This is a genomic window from Pedobacter metabolipauper, from assembly GCF_004362715.1.
GTDB lineage: Bacteria > Bacteroidota > Bacteroidia > Sphingobacteriales > Sphingobacteriaceae > Pedobacter > Pedobacter metabolipauper.
Genome location: NZ_SNYC01000005.1, coordinates 171,911 through 188,810 on the forward strand (window position 1 = coordinate 171,911; position 16,900 = coordinate 188,810).

The 16,900-nt window shown below is 39.7% G+C and carries 14 protein-coding genes and 2 tRNA genes; 6 read left to right on the forward strand and 10 right to left on the reverse strand.

The window, feature by feature from the left end:
• Window positions 1-302 precede the first annotated feature (302 nt).
• The 5 genes from ATK78_RS13105 to ATK78_RS13125 form a co-directional block, all read right to left on the reverse strand.
• On the reverse strand, window positions 303-2,660 hold the full coding sequence (locus tag ATK78_RS13105) for a S41 family peptidase (protein ID WP_166664880.1): 2,358 nt from the start codon (window positions 2,658-2,660) through the stop codon (window positions 303-305).
• Window positions 2,661-2,731: 71 nt separating this feature from the next.
• Window positions 2,732-3,562, reverse strand: a complete 831-nt coding sequence (locus ATK78_RS13110) for a helix-turn-helix domain-containing protein (RefSeq protein WP_133576583.1) — start codon at window positions 3,560-3,562, stop codon at window positions 2,732-2,734.
• 91 nt (window positions 3,563-3,653) lie between these two features.
• Window positions 3,654-3,738 (reverse strand) — tRNA-Leu (locus ATK78_RS13115).
• 70 nt (window positions 3,739-3,808) lie between these two features.
• Window positions 3,809-3,881: transfer RNA gene (locus ATK78_RS13120), tRNA-Gly, on the reverse strand.
• 137 nt (window positions 3,882-4,018) lie between these two features.
• Entirely contained in the window at window positions 4,019-4,501 is a 483-nt protein-coding gene (locus ATK78_RS13125) for a regulatory protein RecX (RefSeq protein WP_243732521.1), read from the reverse strand.
• A gap of 238 nt (window positions 4,502-4,739) precedes the next feature.
• Here ATK78_RS13125 and ATK78_RS13130 point away from each other — a divergent pair, with 238 nt between their 5' ends.
• Window positions 4,740-5,426: a substrate-binding periplasmic protein gene (locus ATK78_RS13130; RefSeq protein WP_133576584.1), complete on the forward strand. Its 687-nt coding sequence runs from the start codon at window positions 4,740-4,742 to the stop codon at window positions 5,424-5,426.
• Between the two features lie 22 nt (window positions 5,427-5,448).
• On the opposite strand, the gene ATK78_RS13135 is transcribed toward ATK78_RS13130, so the two are convergent.
• Window positions 5,449-6,588, reverse strand: coding sequence for a sterol desaturase family protein (locus ATK78_RS13135; RefSeq protein ID WP_133576585.1), 1,140 nt, complete (start codon window positions 6,586-6,588; stop codon window positions 5,449-5,451).
• 276 nt (window positions 6,589-6,864) lie between these two features.
• Between ATK78_RS13135 and ATK78_RS13140 the strand changes: the two genes are divergently transcribed.
• The 3 genes from ATK78_RS13140 to ATK78_RS13150 all read left to right on the forward strand — a co-directional run bounded on the left by ATK78_RS13140 (window position 6,865) and on the right by ATK78_RS13150 (window position 9,562).
• Entirely contained in the window at window positions 6,865-7,692 is an 828-nt protein-coding gene (locus ATK78_RS13140; protein WP_133576586.1) for a class I SAM-dependent methyltransferase, read from the forward strand.
• Between the two features lie 233 nt (window positions 7,693-7,925).
• Entirely contained in the window at window positions 7,926-8,894 is a 969-nt protein-coding gene (locus ATK78_RS13145; RefSeq protein WP_133576587.1) for a phosphatidylinositol-specific phospholipase C, read from the forward strand.
• A 161-nt stretch (window positions 8,895-9,055) separates the two neighbouring features.
• Window positions 9,056-9,562, forward strand: coding sequence for a DinB family protein (locus ATK78_RS13150; protein ID WP_133576588.1), 507 nt, complete (start codon window positions 9,056-9,058; stop codon window positions 9,560-9,562).
• A gap of 34 nt (window positions 9,563-9,596) precedes the next feature.
• Here ATK78_RS13150 and ATK78_RS13155 read toward each other — a convergent pair whose 3' ends face one another.
• The 3 genes from ATK78_RS13155 to hxlB form a co-directional block, all read right to left on the reverse strand.
• Entirely contained in the window at window positions 9,597-12,056 is a 2,460-nt protein-coding gene (locus ATK78_RS13155) for a glutaminase family protein (RefSeq protein ID WP_133576589.1), read from the reverse strand.
• Between the two features lie 343 nt (window positions 12,057-12,399).
• Window positions 12,400-13,032: a 3-hexulose-6-phosphate synthase gene (hxlA, locus tag ATK78_RS13160; RefSeq protein ID WP_133576590.1), complete on the reverse strand. Its 633-nt coding sequence runs from the start codon at window positions 13,030-13,032 to the stop codon at window positions 12,400-12,402.
• Between the two features lie 47 nt (window positions 13,033-13,079).
• Window positions 13,080-13,664 carry a 6-phospho-3-hexuloisomerase gene (gene hxlB / locus ATK78_RS13165; RefSeq protein ID WP_133576591.1) on the reverse strand — a complete coding sequence of 195 codons (585 nt, stop codon included), beginning with the start codon at window positions 13,662-13,664 and terminating at the stop codon, window positions 13,080-13,082.
• A gap of 223 nt (window positions 13,665-13,887) precedes the next feature.
• Here hxlB and ATK78_RS13170 point away from each other — a divergent pair, with 223 nt between their 5' ends.
• Together ATK78_RS13170 and ATK78_RS13175 are read left to right on the forward strand one after the other, a co-directional pair.
• Window positions 13,888-14,763: a helix-turn-helix domain-containing protein gene (locus ATK78_RS13170; RefSeq protein WP_133576592.1), complete on the forward strand. Its 876-nt coding sequence runs from the start codon at window positions 13,888-13,890 to the stop codon at window positions 14,761-14,763.
• Window positions 14,764-14,818: 55 nt separating this feature from the next.
• The gene (locus ATK78_RS13175) at window positions 14,819-15,109 is read left to right on the forward strand and encodes a hypothetical protein (RefSeq protein WP_133576593.1); all 291 of its coding nucleotides are present in this window, start codon (window positions 14,819-14,821) and stop codon (window positions 15,107-15,109) included.
• A gap of 35 nt (window positions 15,110-15,144) precedes the next feature.
• Here ATK78_RS13175 and ATK78_RS13180 read toward each other — a convergent pair whose 3' ends face one another.
• Window positions 15,145-16,899 carry a HAMP domain-containing sensor histidine kinase gene (locus ATK78_RS13180; protein WP_133576594.1) on the reverse strand — a complete coding sequence of 585 codons (1,755 nt, stop codon included), beginning with the start codon at window positions 16,897-16,899 and terminating at the stop codon, window positions 15,145-15,147.
• Window position 16,900: the final 1 nt, after the last annotated feature.

A 16,900-nucleotide genomic window follows, 5' to 3' on the forward strand; every position in this document is an offset into this window, starting at 1 on the left:
ACACTATTTATTCATATCCATAGGCTTTAAATTTATTCATTCAATATAAAAGTACTTTGAACAACAAAGTTAACAAAAAGTACTTTGCATTTCAAAGCATTTATGTAAAAAAATACAATTAATGTTTATTTTCAACGAGTTACGTGCATGATCTCCCTGATCTATTCAAAAATATTTATAGATTTTAGCAGGTACAACCTTGAAATTAACAATAAAGAGGTGAGGCAAATTGCTTTGTTAATAGCCTAAGAAAATGGCCTGTACGATTGAAAAACAACTTATTTAGAATATATCCATCTTGCCTATTTTTCTTTAATGATGCTTAAAGCTTTGTTAAAAATATCATCTTCGCCATTTATTGCAGCTTTTAATGTTTTCTTCACCTCAATATCAATCTTAACCCCATTTTTTTGGTTTGGTATGTGATCTGTATAATATTCGCCGAATCCAGAAAAGAATGTAGTATAATTTCCAGGCAGCGTTACCGTAACGGCCATGCCATTTGCTCCTGCCGTAGTGCGCCCGATCGTTACAGCTTTAGTAACACCTTGCAGGGCGATGATATTCCATTCACCCTGACTCTGATTCCCTTCATCAACAAGTATATAATATTGCTGATGTTTTAGATTGGGATTAGGCTTTGGCGCTATGACTGAATAATCTATCATCATTTGGCGCTTGCTAAGATTAGGGCCTGTAACAAAAGGAAATTCGTCATAAGAAACGGTATCCGTTTTCGAAGCAATATATGTGGCGAGGTTTGTACCAATGCTGCCGTCCCTTGGATATCCCCGGGCATCAACAATAATTTTCTTACAATCCCTTAATAAATTGGCAAGGCTATCCAACTGATTGGTATAGATCCTGTTCATACGCAGGTAACCTATATTTCCATCAAGTATTCTGCAAACAGGCGGAAAGATCGCAGGTACAGAAACCGGACGAATAACCTTTCCCCATAGATTATAGTAGTCGTTCCGATTTATTCTTTTAAGATTTATATTCTTTTGACGACCATTCCTAACAAGGGTAATTTTAGCTTCGCTATTTACGGCACCAGCTGTCAACCAGGTAGCATAAAGTTCACGTTTAAAACCAGCCGCGTTCGATGCAGGTAGTAGTGGCTCCCATTTATTGATAATAGATCTCACCGGAAGTCCATCAATAGCGATTAACTCATCACCATAATTCAACTGTGATAAAATTGCATGCTGCGCACTGTCGGGCATAATAGAAGTGATGTAAACTTTATCATCAATTTGGTCGCATGCAAAAGGAAGGTTGCCATCCATAAAGCCGCTTGGGGACCGGCCGGTCACGGTATTGATCAGTATCGCATGTCCATCCTTTATCGAAGCTGTTAACTCCATCAATGCCATGAAATATTTATCCTCATGATCAGCAGCTAAAAACTTCGGGATAAAATGGAGCAAAGCAGTGTCCCAGTCCAATGCAATCAGGTTCTTATTGGGCGAAAAAAAATGGATCGTATTCCAAAAGTTAAAAAGTCCCAGCAGTCGCAGGTTTACACCAGGCATACCGTTGGTAGCATATTTATTTGAAGGCTTACGAACAAGTACTGTATTTTCAACGTGTCCATGCTTCAATTTGATAGGCATTTTTAAAAGATTCCCGGCACTTACTACTGATAAAGAATGAAGTGTGGTATCAGATTGTCCTGATATTACCAGATCCGGTGCAGGGCCCAGGGTACCATCTTCATAGATCACTTCAGAGGTTCTGATTTTAGCAACAAGTCCGTCAGGAAGGTTCATATAATAAAATGTGCCGTATAAGTAATCTGGAACCGGCCCATCAAAGACAACAAGACAACGGTTACGATTACGCAATGCCATAATAGCCTTAACAGAATTGATGTTCGTAAACCGGTTAATTATAAAGCAGTATCGGTACGAGCTATAGTTTTCAACATCAACAGGTAGTAAATACGCACCCTCTGAAACATTTCTAAGGCCGTTGTGCACCTGCAGGTGATCAACATTACCATCTTTATCCGGGTCAAAGAGGTTAATATCCTGTGGAAAATCCTGCCGCATTAATCCTTTATAAAAGAAACTGCGTTCGGTAGGAAGTAGCATCATATCGTGAATAATACCGGCAATGAGCGGCTGTACAAACCGTTTATACTGTTTTAAACCGAGATCATTATTTAAGTCCGCATTTCTTAAATCAACGACAATTTTTTGAGAAGGGCTTCTTCTTAAAATAGAGTCCGTATTCAATCCCTTAGCAAAGGCTGTTTGAGGAAGTGCAAGATACAATTGCTTACCTGGCAATAAGTGATACGCATATTGCTTCCTGGCCGTTAATTTCATTTCATCAGTTGAGGTGTATTTTTCAGTAATACTGATCTGCGGATCATGAAGTTCGCCAAGCATCCCAGCAACACTTCGTTTAAAATTAATGGCAGAGGGATTCTCAGGAAGATAAGAGAGGTGCTTTAAAAAAAGACTGTCACCATTTAGCTTTCCTTTCCCCATTTCCGGATGAAAATAATTGATTACTCCCCATACCTTACCATAAGCACTGATCCGCTCTAATCCGACATTATTAATTTGACAAAGCGATCGTAACGGTAAAATAATAATAAAAGAGAATAGAAATACTTTAAGCAGTTTGAGATAAATTGTGGAATTCATACTTGATAATAACATACTCAAAAATACTGGTGCTGTACAGATTGAAATTGTAAAAATCGTGCAGGGTATTATTAAGGTTTTATTACCCAGGCAAGCAGGTGCTGTTCGAGCCGGATGTTTTGATGCAGGGTATTAGGTAATGTGCCAGAGCGCATTTTAAAATCTTTGATAAAATGTGACTGGTCGTAGAACATCGCTTTATAAGTTAATTCTGTTAAGTTTCTACATCGCTGCGCCAATAATAAAGAAAGGGCATTCCTGAACCTTACGGTCTGAATAAAATCTTTCGGGCTTTGTCCCAATGCTGCAGTGAAGGACCGGTAAAGAGTAGATTCGTTTATTTTTAATGAGCGGGCCAGGCTGTAAACAGAAATATCTCCATTACCTTTATAAATATGATCCAGCGCAAACTGTATCCTCGGGTCTTTGCCAGCTGTAGTTAGTCTTTCGGCTAGAAAATCCTCGAGCAAGGCTGCTCTTTCCTGCGGATCGTTGCGCTCAAAAATGTTTTCAAGCAAATAGTTCTGATTGCCGAAAATGCATTCAAATACCTCTCCTTCGTCAAGCAATTCACCGTAGGGTGCTTTGGTAAACGCCCTTAAGCCGCCCGGGTTAAACAATATACAGATCTGATCCAGGGAAGTGGTAATATCGACTTTAAAAGGTTGTTCATGAAATCCAAACAAACGGCTCGAAAATGTACTGCTGCCGGAATCCACCGTGCAAAGATTCACGTTTCGTCTATAGTTTATCTTATTATTCTTGTATATCGTAAGGCAAAGATTAGTATTCGGAAAGGTCTGGTAAGAAAATTGTTTACCGGAACCATGGTTAAAAAAAATGAAATATTGAATATAAGCTTTCAATGCCGGATGCTGAAGAGGAACAATGCTTGTATTCATAAATCAAGATCTTAACTAACGATCAAAGTTAGAACTTATCCCCAACAAAAAAAGCCATCATTTCTGATAGCTTCTTTGTCGATTTTTGCAGTACTCAGAGCGGGAATCGAACCCGCACGACTTTTAAGGTCACAGGATTTTAAGTCCTGCGTGTCTACCAGTTCCACCATCTGAGCAGATTGTTATCCCAATGGGATGGTTAATCCTTTAAAATTAAATGCCTTCATGATAGTTGAAGGCATTTAGAGCGAAAGACGAGATTCGAACTCGCGACCCCGACCTTGGCAAGGTCGTGCTCTACCAACTGAGCTACTTTCGCATGGTTATTTGACATCATCCAATGTCGTTCCAAATCTTGGAAAGGTTTAAAATGTAATCCCTTTCTTTCCGTTTGGGAATGCAAATATAAGCAGATTTATATAGCTGTCAAGTTATTTTTAATAAAAAAATCACTCTTTATGGTAAGTTATTGGATTTCAGCACATCAATTATTAAATTATTTTCAAATCCTTTACTCATTAAGTAGGTAATCAGCTTATATCTCTTTTTGTACGGATCTTTCTCAGTAATTGAACCCAGCTTTTTCTCTGCTGTATACCGTATAGTTTCGAGGTATTCATCATAATCGATCGTATTTAACGCGGTTAATATCATGCGGTCTGTAATCTTTTTTAATTTCAGACCTTGCTTAATTTTAACCTTTCCCCATTTTTTAATCTTAAACTTACCGGAAACGTAAGCACTGGCAAACCTTTCCTCGTTTAAAAAGTTTGTACCGATCAGTTCAGAGATCACCTCCTCTACCTCATTCGGCCACAATCCCCAATCATAAAGTTTATTTCTAACTTCCTGTTGTGAGCGCTCCTGGTAAGCACAATAATGCTCAGCCTTTTTCAAGGCCGTTCTTTTATCTAATTTGACTTTTTTAATAGGTTCCACTCCTGCAATATTACGAATTAAGCCTATCAAACTGGAGCATTTAGGTAAACTGCTCGCTAACAGTTCGTTTATTTAGATAAGTATTTCACAAATTCGACAGATGTGTATTATTAATTCATAAAACGCGAACCATTTGTGGATAAAATTGTTCAACAGTAGGTTCTTTACATGTTAAGTTATTGCTAAAAAGATGTAAATTGGCTTCAAATTAGGAACCACTTAATTGATTGTTCTTCTTATGGCCCAAAAGAAAGTATTAAAAGTCGGATTAGATTCTGCAGCGCCTTTTCCAATGCACTCTGATTACCACTCAGAAACCTTTGAAGGCTTTGAGGTCGACTTAATGAAAGCAATATCTCAACATCTCGACTTTGAGATCCAATACGAAGTCTCGTTATGGTCAAATATTCTTGAACAGCTTTTTAAAGGAGAACTTGATCTCATTTGTTCAGCAGTAACCGTTACCCCATCACGCAGGCACATTCTGGAATTTACCAACCCTTACCTTCACTTTCGCTTATGCGCTGTAGTAAACCAGGAAGATAACCTGAATGGCGTTCACGATCTTAAAAATAAAACCATCGGGATCCGTGAAGCTACTGAAGCCGAAAAATACGTTCATACAAATTTCCCGGCAAACAATATGGTCCATGCAGAAACCAATAAAGATCTTTACAGAAAGTTACAGGCCGGTAAAATTGATCTTTTAATTGATGACTCCCCTATTGCAGGAGGTTTCTTGCAAAAGAATAAGAAACTAAAAATAGGAATGCACCTTCCAGGAACGGATTCTCAATATGCAATAGCCATGAAAAAGGGCGATGTTCAGTTAAAGGAACAATTTAACGAAGTACTTAGCCTGTTAAAAGAAAATGGTGAATATCAGACCATCTATAAAAAGTGGTTTACAGATATTCAATTCTAAAAATTAATCCCTAACCCCTTACCTATCGGTCACTGCGTTCATCCATATTCAAATCTGTATCAAACGGGCTTTTTGTAAATGGATAAATAGACTGCTTAATAAAACCTTTTGGGTACGAACCCTCATGAACGCCTGTTCCTGCAGGCCATTTCTTGCCAGGCAAATAATACGTACCAAACATCATATCTATAAATGGAAATATGGAAGCAAAGTTGTGTCCGTAATATTTTGGATCCTCACAATGGTGCCAATGGTGATACTGAGGCGTAGTAAAAATGTATTTAAGCGGACCAAAGTTAATACGGGTATTTGCATGGATCAATACGGCATGTATGGCTATAAAAATAATGTACACATTAAATACAGTTGATGAGAATCCCAAAACATATAAAGGAATAAACGTCATTGCTCTTGTAAAAAAGATATCAATAAAGTGCGTGCGGCTGCCTGCAAGCCAATCCATGCTTTTTGTAGAGTGATGTATGGAGTGAAAACGCCACAAATAAACACGGGTATGGAAAAAGCGGTGTGCCCAATACTGAAACAGATCAGTGCTAAAGAAAGCCAAAAGCAATGCAAGAATAAATGGCAGGTTTTGAACCCAAAGATGGATTTTATCCAATCCTATCCATCCAAAAAATAACAATGCAGGTTTTTGGGTTATTACTCCGAAAAACTGGATAAACAAATGACTGATCACAAAATACATCAGATCAGTACGCCACTCTTCATGGAATTTCGTCTGACTTTTATTCTTAGGGAAGAACAACTCCAATGGAATGAAGATAAGCGTCATTAGGAACAGGTCTAAGAGCATCCAGTCTAATCCAAAGTGCCAGCTTGCTTTATCTACTGCACGGCCTTCTATGGTAAAGGCACCGAGAGAGATCGCCAAAGCAGATATTCCCGAGCCAATCAATGCCCATTTAAATCGTTTACTGAGCAGAATACTCAATAATGCAAAAAAGAAAGAAGCGATAATAACCCCCATCATGAGTATCTCCATACTTTCTTTAGTATAGATCTCTCTAAACTCTGGAGTAGTTAGTTCTTCAGGGTACCAAAAGCAAAAGATACCCAATAAAGCCAGGGTAGCTAAAAAAATAGAAATATAGCCGCTTATTTGTCCCTGACCAATCTTTAAACGCTTATTTGAGCCCATACAACACCTGATTTATTTTGCTTGATAATTAAGTTTCAGAAGTAAAAGTACCGTTCTAAATCTTAATGATCTGATTTAGTTTATAAAATCGTCTTGATAAGCAAATAAAAAAATTGGTGTTTAAGATATTTTAACTGATTAATTTATAGATTTGTAGTATTAGAATTGTTTCATAATATAACACTTAACAGAAATGCACACAGCACTTTACTGTTTACTGCCACATCATTTGATCTGGTACAATTAACTCTTATGTGTAATTTTTCATGAAACAAAATGAATCTAATAGACTCAAAAATAAATACGTTCTATACCCAAAGTGCTGAAGAATCAAGATTAAAAATGGGGCTTGGCCCGCTTGAGTTTGAACGCAATAAAGACCTGATCAGCCGGCATCTCCCAAAACCTTCATGCACCATTGCCGATGTTGGCGGTGGCCCGGGACATTATTCAGTCTGGTTAGCCATGCTTGGGCACCAGGTTATATTAATCGACCCTGTCCGGAAGCACATAGAACAAGCTGAAAATAGATCCAGGCGATCAAAAAGCGCTTTTCGATGTATCCTCGCAGAAGCCCGTAATTTACCCATCGATGATCAATCCGTTGATGTAGTTATCCTTCACGGACCGCTTTATCACCTTCAGGAAAAATCAGAGAGAATAGCCGTACTTAAAGAAGCGCGTCGCGTATTAAAAATAGGAGGCGTAGTACTCGGGTTTGCCATTACCTATTCAGCATTCACACTCGCTGCGCTTCAAAATGGTTTAATTCACCATGATGATGTCTTTTCGATGTGTAAAGAAGAATTGTCTAGCGGATCGCACAATCCACCAGAAGAGTTCCCTGGTATATTAACACAGGCCTATTTTCACCGGCCGGATACGCTGGTCAATGAATTTGAAAGTGTGGGTTTTAAAACCATTAGCTTGCTGGCCGTTGAAGGGATTGCCTGGATGGATCATAAATATTTCGAAAGCTGGTCAGCATCTGAAAAGAAACAGCGGCTAATGGAGCTGTTGAGAATTACAGAGGCAGACTCTGGGTTACTCGCATTAAGTCCGCATATCATGCTTGCAGCAGAGGTCGATTACCTGACCGTGTAATTCATATCACAACAATAGTATGATATTCATTTATGGATCGGTTCACGGACCGATCCATTATCAAAGAATAAGCGATATTAAAAACAATGCTAATCTTACACAAATATTGTTATCCGATTATCTATAAAACAACATAACCATAACAAAAATTTAAAGTATATCGTCATTTTTAAACGCTGGATTTTTCTCATATTGCATTGTTAATTAATCATTTATCCCTTAAACAATTTTTTATGAACAAATTAAAACTTTCAGCATTGTCTATCCTGGCAGCTGCGTTCTCGCTAACTTCATGCAAGAAACAAGAGATCCAAAACACGGCATTGGTAGCTAAGCCAGAATCCACAATGGCAGTATCGCAACTGGCCAGTTACAGCCTAAACAACTGGATGGGATCACTTCCAAACACGGTCAGCATTGCACAGCTCTCTATTCCCGGAACGCACGATTCCGGCGCCAGAAACGAGCCCATTTCAGGCACCGCAAAATGTCAGAACCTAACCATTGCAGAGCAGCTAAATGCGGGAGTTCGTTATCTGGATATCAGGTGCAGGCATTTAGACAATTCATTCACCATTCATCATGGTGCAATCTATCAAAATCTAAATTTTAATGATGTCTTAAATGCATGCATTGGGTTCCTAAATAGCAATCCAACAGAAACGATCATCATGAGTGTAAAAGAAGAACACACCGCTTCAGGGAATACCCGTACGTTTGAACAGACCTTTGATGCCTATGTACAACAAAACCCATCAAAATGGGATCTAGGAAATGGAATCCCTGCATTAGGTGACGTTCGGGGTAAGATCAAACTGCTTAGAAGATTTGGTGCATCAAGTCCAAAGGGTATAGAAGCTACCAACTGGGCCGACAATACCACTTTTGAGATCAATACCACTGCCGCAAACTTAAAGATCCAGGATTTTTACAACGTGAACGATGTGAATACAAAGTGGACAAGAATTGAAACACTTTTGAATGATGCACATAACGACACTTCAAACAGGCTGTATCTCAATTACGGAAGCGGTTACAAAGCCGGCATTTTCGGCATACCAAATATCAATACGGTTGCCAATTCAGTAAACCCAAAGATTACTACATTCTTTACCAACAATACACATGGTAAATACGGGATTATCCCACTTGATTTTATTGATGCCAATAGAAGTCAGCTGATTGTAAATACCAATTTCTAAATACCTAAAAAGAGGATGTTCAATGGAGAACATCCTCTTTTTTAAATGTCGTAATTCACCCGTATAAATGTCATTTCCACCCCTATTAAGATATATTAAATGATACTAATTTAGTGCAACTTACATCACTCTAAAATAAGTGATAATCATATCCAAAACTTATGAAAGAAAAAGCACTTAAACAATTAGACAATACAAGCCAGCAATTATTAAACGTTCTTTCCGGATTTAGTCCGGCGCAACTCAACACGGTTCCATTTGAAGGAAGCTGGACACCCGCACAGGTAGCAGACCATATTTTAAAATCACAATCTGGTGTTCCCGAATTATTTGATGGCAGTATTATGCCGGCAGACAGGCTCCCCGATCAAAAAATCCAGGCCTTAAGGGAATTGTTTCTTAACTTTAGTTATAAGATGAAATCACCTGATTTTATTCTGCCTACCAATAACAATCTGGAAAAAAATGCATTAATCGATCAGATCAAAGAAAAATCAAAGCAGATCGAAGAAGCCATCATTAAATACGATCTGACCGAAATCTGTCTCGATTTTGAACTACCAGGATTTGGAACCTTAACCCGGCTGGAATTAATCTATTTCATCTTTTTCCATACACAAAGGCATATTTATCAACTGGAAACCATCTATCAAAAATTTAACAATTGAAGCCGCGTTCCGCACCTGATTCCAATATAACCTGCTATTTATTCTTTAGCAAATCTTCCAAAACTTTGATATAAAAGCCACCTACTACACTTCTTGCAGTGAAATTCATGCGTCTTGCATCATTGGTTTCGTGCCAGTCACTCAACGGAACCCGGTCGGGTGTTTCCAGTGCATAGGTATATACTGGTGCAACCAGTGCTTCAAAATCCTTACGGTTATCAGCCAATGAAGCAGTCCATGTAATCCAGTCAGACTTGGTATAGGTTTTACGGCTGTCTAATGGCAAACCGTACTTAGTCTGCTTGGTCAGATAATAATTAACTTCCTTCGCATAAACTTCTTTTGGAAACAGGTCCAGGTGCAGTACTTTATCCCATACCATGTTATATTTCTGGCTCCAGGTATTCTTATTGTCAAATGTCAGTGCATAATGATCACCGGCATCAGCAATCTGCATCCAGCGTTTTGCCATATCCCGGGCCATAGTTGTATATTTCTCAGCTGCTGCTTTTTCACCAAGCATTTTTGCCAGCATCCCGTATCCGCCAAGGGCAACAATTGCTTTTACAGAAAGGTTGGCATTCCTGGCCAGGTGACCTGCAAAATCATCGGTAGACAATTGATTGGCCGGATCGAAGCCTTCTTTACTTAGATATTCTGCCCAGGTACTTAATGTTTTCCAATGTTTTTTAGCGTAATCTGCATTCCCTTCAACTTTTGCAATGGCCGCAGTAAGGATCAGCACATTCCCAGACTCTTCAATGGGCATATCTTCACCATAGGTCTGACCATTTGCAATGGGATAAGTTCCAAGATCATGAGATGAATAAGGCTTTGTCCACTTACCGCTTTCACTAAAGTAAAAGATGCCGTTCAACATCCCTTTTAAAAGATCAGGATTGTAAATAAGAAATAGCGGTGCAGAAGGATAGGTAACATCAACGGTACCAATTGAGCCGTTGCTAAAGTTTTCCTTAGACAGGAATAAGAGCTCACCCTCCGGACTTTTAACAAGTTTATGAGCAGAAATAGCTTGTCTGTATCCCATCACGCATAGCTTAGCATAGGCCTCACCCCCGCTTTTTAATGCATCCGCATACAGTTTCTGATCAAAGGATGCACATTTTTGAAGCACAGACCTTTGATCTTTGGCAGCAAGCTCCAGCTGGTTCTCAATGGTTTCTTTACCGCTGTTATTCCACCATGGTCTGAGGTTCGTTTTAAAATATTGAACAGCATACAAGTCATCGTAACCCAGCATTACAAATTGCTCTTTCACAGCCTTACCAACTTTGCCAACAGGAATAACGGTATTCAGCACCATACGCTCACCTTCAAGGTAAGACAGCATCTTTACGGGCTGGGCTAACAACAAACAATTTAAAGCACCAGCCTGATTGGTAATGGTTTGTACACTTTTGTATGCTGAAGGAACAGCCATGTACATGTAGCCCCAATCAATCCGTACATCATCGCCAGTTCGTTTAAGCATCGGCTGTTCAATAGTACCAGCCTTTAAAATGGAAAGTTTCGGAGTCGTATACTTTGTAGCTACAACCTGCTGGGTAGGGCGATGCACTGCAATATTGGTAGAAGCACCAAAATAAAGCTTTACATCATGGTCTTCCTCATCATTTGACTTTACTTTAGTTGAAATATAACTAACCGGCCTGGATAGCAAGTCGAGATCATTCATGAGCAGTGGCGATGTAAACGTTACCGTAAGATCGACTGCTCCGCATACAAACTGGTAAATCGTCTGTGTGGCATTAAGATCGAGGCCTTTCTGTTTTGCATCCGTGATATGAACAACATCCTTTGCATCAGGCTCCTCAACAATTCCGGCATCTAAATAAGACGGGCCGCCAGTATTAAAGGCATATATGGCTAAAACATTATTTTCTTTTTTCAGGCTTTTCTTTACCGCATCATCAATAGGAATGTAAACGAATTTTCCCTCCAGTTTCTGCTTACTATAGATTCGGATACCATTCAGATAAACAATTGCATTGTCATCATGCCTGATTTGCAGGTACAATTTATTGTTGTTGAACTCGGTCATTTTAAAACTTCTTCTAACCCATATCTCATTTTTACGCCATGGGGTATTTGCCTGTGAAGGCTCACTGCCAGCTGGCCCTAAAGCAGTCTTCCAGCTATCAGTATTGAAGTCCGGACTGATCCATCCATCTCCAGGCAAATCTTCTGTATAAGTGAGTACCTGGGGTTTTTCATCTGCAACAGGCAGAATGGTCTTAAACACCTTTTCTGTTTTCCCCAAAAAGCTGAACAATTTACCATCCACACTGATTAAGCCGGTTAAGGATTGGTTGGCTCCGGTCCAGTGCTTAGTCGTACTGGTATTTAATGAATCTGATGATGACCAGATACTGAAATAAGGATCATGGGTAATTAAAGGATAGGCTGGCGCCTTACGTTCTTGCGCTAAGACAAAAGAAGAACTGAACAAAAAAAGGAGTAAAATTCTTTTCATACTTCGCTAAATCAATTAATGAATTACCAAAATAAGAACTTTATTTAATTATTTGTCATTAAAAAAGAAAAACAATGAGAAAATCTAAACCAATTATACGATTACGATTACCAGAAAAATAACCGTCGGCTTTATTCCCGATTTCCATCCGGGAAATAAGGAATTGCATTGAATACGGGGTTTTCCCGCAAAACTCCATCATACATAAAATATATCAGTCTTAATAATTACCTGAACCGGTTAATTAACTTCTGGTCTTATGAGTAATTACCCCCCGTTAACCAGCAAATAAAATGAATTTTCGGGTGCAGACCAGCTGATCCCGAAAATTCAGTCAAATTAATTAAACAGCATCAATTGCTTCACGCAATGCTTTTGCAGCCGCAGCCGGATCTTCGGCACCATAAATTGCAGCACCTGCAACAGCAACAATAGCCCCTGCTTTGATAACCGCAGCAACATTAGACAGGTTTACACCACCCGCAACAGAAACCGGAACACCTGCACGCGCAGCTTCATCAATCAATACCTGGATAGAATAACCGGCAGTCCACTGCTCGTCTAGTCCAGCATGCAGCTCAACAAATTCAGCACCTAATTTCGTTACTTCCTGAGCACGCTTAACACGGTCAGCCACGCCAATGGTATCTACAACAACACCTTTGTTATGCGCTTTACCTGCTTTTATAGCACCTGCAATTGTAGCATCCCCAGCTGCACCTAAAACGGTAACCAGATCCGCACCAGCTTTAAATGCAATGTCTGCTTCAAGCTCACCCGCATCCATTGTTTTTAGATCGGCAAACACCAGTTTATCCGGATAGGCAGCTTTCATTGCAGTAACCACAGCAAGACCTTCTTGCTTGATCAATGGGGTACCTAATTCAATAATGTCAATGTATGGAGCAATTTTAGCAACCAGTGCCAATGCTTCACTTGTAGATAACAGATCTATTGCGACTTGTAATTTTGCCATGATATTTGTTTATTTATATATAATTGATATTAAAATTCTAAAGATTATTATTCAAGATTGGCATGTCTTTCCCACAGTACTTCGGCAGGTGTTCCTTCAGCCAGCCAAAGCGTCTGAAAAACGGCATCCATTACCAACAGCAAAGCCTGTTCAAATAAGCTCCCTGCATATTGCAGGGAAACAGCTTGCCCGTGATCTTCTTTTTGAGCAGCAGGAAGAATGATCACCAGCACCGAACATGCTGCCAGGGCAGAAACAGTTGTAGTAGATAAGGAAACAACCGCTGCACCGGCCTTAACTGCTTTTTCTGCAGCCTTAACAATGCTGCTGGTTGTACCAGAACCTGAAGCTGCAATTAGCAGATCACCTTTCCGGATTGCAGGTGTGGTCGTCTCTCCAACAACAAATACATTCAGTCCAAAATGCATGAGGCGCATTGCTGCAGCTTTAAGTGACAAGCCCGATCTTCCTGCAGCAACCACAAATACACGGTTAGCAGATTTCAGATGAGGGATCAATAACGCAAGCTGATCAAAGTCAATCTGATCAGCCAGCGAGCGCTGCTCATCCAAAATGATTCTTAAGTTCTGCTTTAAAGCTTCTGCTGTTTCAGCTGGGTTTGTATCGTACATAATCAAATTGTAAAGTCCAAAGGTATCCCTGAAAACCCGGCTAACGGTTAGACTATATGCGCATAGTGTGGGACTATCAGGAAATACACCAGCGATAAGATCATAGTAATGCCATAAAAAAACCAGCTTTAGAAATAAGTACACCACAATGTCCGGATAGTCCAAGGCACTAAATAAGGATCAGTTATCTTTGTGTCCTGTTCATAAATTCAAAACAACTAAAATGAGATCGCATACACCGGAAGCAGCACCCAGAATTGGATTGGAAAAATCACTGATCTACATCAGGAACCTGGAAAACTGTCCGCCAAGCTATCTGAATGATCCCGGCAGAAAAGATTTCTTTGAAATTGTATGGCTGCAGAATGAATATCCGCTGCATGCAATTAAAGAAGAAGAAACACCAGAATTGGGAGATTGGATCTACCTGATCCCCCCGTATCGTGTTCATCAATTGAACAAAGCAGGTAAAAATGGCATCCTGTTATCCTTTAAAAGAGATTTTCTGGAAGAGGAAGACAAAGAGTTTTATCTGGATATTTTCAAGATCTTTAATATTCAGGGAGAGTTCTCCTGTTTACCGCTAACCGCGAAGAATGCCGCTGAACTGGCAAAGGTATTCCAGTTGCTGGATGATGAGTACAAAGAACAAGATCCGAGTTTCTTAATTCTTAAGGCACTGTTAAAAGTTTTCCTGCTCAAACTGATCCAGATCAAAGAACATGTCTTTACCGCACAGGACGTAAACCAGAAAAGGGTTTATGAATTTATGATGCTCCTGGAACAGAATTACCAGCTGGAACGAAATGCCGAATTTTATGCCACATCACTGGGAATCAGCTCCAAGCGCTTAAACCAGGTCCTTAAGGAGAAATTAGATAAAACGGCCATGCAGCTCATCCATGACCGGATCATACTCGAAGCCAAAAGAAAGATCATTCATAGTGAAAATACACTTAAAGAAATTGCATTCGATCTTGGCTTTACTGACCGCCCCTATTTTAGCAGGTTCTTTAAAAAACAAACCGGTTTGCCGCCAGAAGAATTTCAAAGGCAGGCCCATCATCATATTGAGACCAGGTTCAACACCCTGGTCTGATCCCTTAAAACGTCTGATCTAACAAACAATTATTTCATGCCGATGTTATAGGGACATGGAACCATTCAACATTAAAATTGGTTATGGAGAAAAAGAGGTAACTCTAACCATATTACCTACCGATGAAGCTTATTATAAAGTAATTTATTATGGAGCCATTCTTGGCGCTATCCGTTATCAAGCAGATGATTCCTGGGAACTCGTACCTGAAGAAGAAATTATAGCCGGAGATCTGCCCATGTATGTTCACGATTTAAAGGCAGACCGCCTGGATGTTGTTCTAAACGATACCGTTGTTGATGAAATCGGCGAAGAAATTGAAATCATTTTAAAGCTCAACGATTAGATCAGAATAACGCATTAATTATTCCACAACAGGTATTATTCTACAACAGGCAATAAAAAACAAAACCTGCTTCCTTCTCCAATGGCACTTTCCACCCAGATTGTTCCATGCTCTGCCGTAATAAAGTCTTTAGAGATGGCAAGTCCCAGTCCTGAGCCAGACTTGTTATTGCCATCTGCAGGAACTTGAAAATAACGGTCAAACAGCCTTTTTTGATATTGCTCATCAATGCCTCTCCCAAAATCACGTACAGAGAACTCAACCTGGTTTCCAATTTCAATAAGCTGAATAATGATCTTAGACTTTTCAGCACTATACCGCAGGGCATTAGATAAAAAGTTGATCAGTACCCAGGCCGTCTTTTCAATGTCAACATTAACCATCGGCAGGTTATCGCTGCTGATTAGCTCCAGTTCAATGTTTTTTTGTTCCGCCTGGAAACGAACGGCATCCATAGCATACATCACAATTTTTCCGGGATCAGTCTTCACAAAGTTCAGCTGGAGGTTTCCTGTTTCTGCCTGGGCAAGGTTCAGCAGTTCACTGGTAATCTTCAACAGGCGTCCGCAATCTTCAGTAATGTGTTGCACCAGCTGTTTCTGTTCGGTATTCATTTCCCCAACCCGTTCGTCATCCAGTAACTTTAAACTCATTTTAATGGATGAGATTGGTGTTTTCAACTCATGTGATACCGTAGCAATAAAGTTGGTCTTTGCTTCATCAAGCTCTTTATATTGGGTAATGTTTTTAAGGATATACACTTCACCGGCAGCTTTCCCGGTCTTAACTACGGCCTGCTCCTTATCATCTTCAAAATCGGGAACCATGATCTTTCTGCGTTCCAGCTGAAAATACGATTCCTTTTCGTCCGCATAGATCTTCATAGGCTTTTCAGCAGCGGCACCACCGAGGATCTTATTCAAAAGGTCATTCCGCTTTACAAGCGCATCTGCATTTAAACCAATCACATCTTTCTCATTCATATTCAAAAGTCTGGCCGCAACGGTATTCATGAACAGGATTTCATTTTTCTCATTTAAACCAATAATGGCATCCTGCATCTGCTCAATGATCGCTTCAATCCGGAGCTTTTCAGATTGAACTTTGGCCAGGTTACTATTTTCCCATTTATTTAGCTCAGCAGTCATGGCATTAAAAGAGACCGCCAACTCAGAGAACTCGTCATTTCCACTAAATTCCAAACGCTGCTTATAATTTTTGCGGCTAATGGCTTTGATCGCTTCAGAAAACTCACGCAATGGATTGGCAACAAAGCCCGGAAAGCTAACGATAAATGAAAATAGAATAAGAAAACACATAGAGGCCGTAAAGATCAGGTACATCACTGCACGATCAATCTCAAGATGCGCCGCATCGTTCTTCCTGACTATGGCGTTCATGTTAAGCGATTCAATTGTATTCAGCTGAATCCTGATATTTTTTAACGCAGCAAGTTTAGCAGCCATGGACGTAACCGGACTGATCATTACCCGATAGGAAGAATCCAGGTCCTTAACCGCTTCTGCTTCTCCCTTTTCAGTGATGTTATTTTGCTCCAGACTGAGCTGATGCGAAAATTGACGGACCGCAACTGCAGATAATGGCAGATTATGCGCATCGGTAATGGAACGCATTTTACCGGTAAATCCCAGCGTCTCATAATTATCCTTTAAAATATCTTTAGAACTCAAAGAAATATCGTTCATATAGGATAAACAAATTGCACCGAAAAAGATCACAACCACAAATAAGAACCCGAACCCGAGGCGTAACTTGGTTTTAATTTTCATT

Excerpts from the sequence above, each read along its gene's own strand:
- ATK78_RS13105 (WP_166664880.1), bottom strand. The coding sequence starts at position 2,660 with ATGAATTCCACAATTTATCTCAAACTGCTTAAAGTATTTCTATTCTCT.
- ATK78_RS13110 (WP_133576583.1), bottom strand. The coding sequence starts at position 3,562 with ATGAATACAAGCATTGTTCCTCTTCAGCATCCGGCATTGAAAGCTTAT.
- ATK78_RS13130 (WP_133576584.1), top strand. The coding sequence starts at position 4,740 with ATGGCCCAAAAGAAAGTATTAAAAGTCGGATTAGATTCTGCAGCGCCT.
- ATK78_RS13135 (WP_133576585.1), bottom strand. The coding sequence starts at position 6,588 with ATGGGCTCAAATAAGCGTTTAAAGATTGGTCAGGGACAAATAAGCGGC.
- ATK78_RS13140 (WP_133576586.1), top strand. The coding sequence starts at position 6,865 with ATGAATCTAATAGACTCAAAAATAAATACGTTCTATACCCAAAGTGCT.
- ATK78_RS13145 (WP_133576587.1), top strand. The coding sequence starts at position 7,926 with ATGAACAAATTAAAACTTTCAGCATTGTCTATCCTGGCAGCTGCGTTC.
- ATK78_RS13150 (WP_133576588.1), top strand. The coding sequence starts at position 9,056 with ATGAAAGAAAAAGCACTTAAACAATTAGACAATACAAGCCAGCAATTA.
- ATK78_RS13155 (WP_133576589.1), bottom strand. The coding sequence starts at position 12,056 with ATGAAAAGAATTTTACTCCTTTTTTTGTTCAGTTCTTCTTTTGTCTTA.
- hxlA (WP_133576590.1), bottom strand. The coding sequence starts at position 13,032 with ATGGCAAAATTACAAGTCGCAATAGATCTGTTATCTACAAGTGAAGCA.
- hxlB (WP_133576591.1), bottom strand. The coding sequence starts at position 13,664 with ATGTACGATACAAACCCAGCTGAAACAGCAGAAGCTTTAAAGCAGAAC.
- ATK78_RS13170 (WP_133576592.1), top strand. The coding sequence starts at position 13,888 with ATGAGATCGCATACACCGGAAGCAGCACCCAGAATTGGATTGGAAAAA.
- ATK78_RS13175 (WP_133576593.1), top strand. The coding sequence starts at position 14,819 with ATGGAACCATTCAACATTAAAATTGGTTATGGAGAAAAAGAGGTAACT.
- ATK78_RS13180 (WP_133576594.1), bottom strand. The coding sequence starts at position 16,899 with ATGAAAATTAAAACCAAGTTACGCCTCGGGTTCGGGTTCTTATTTGTG.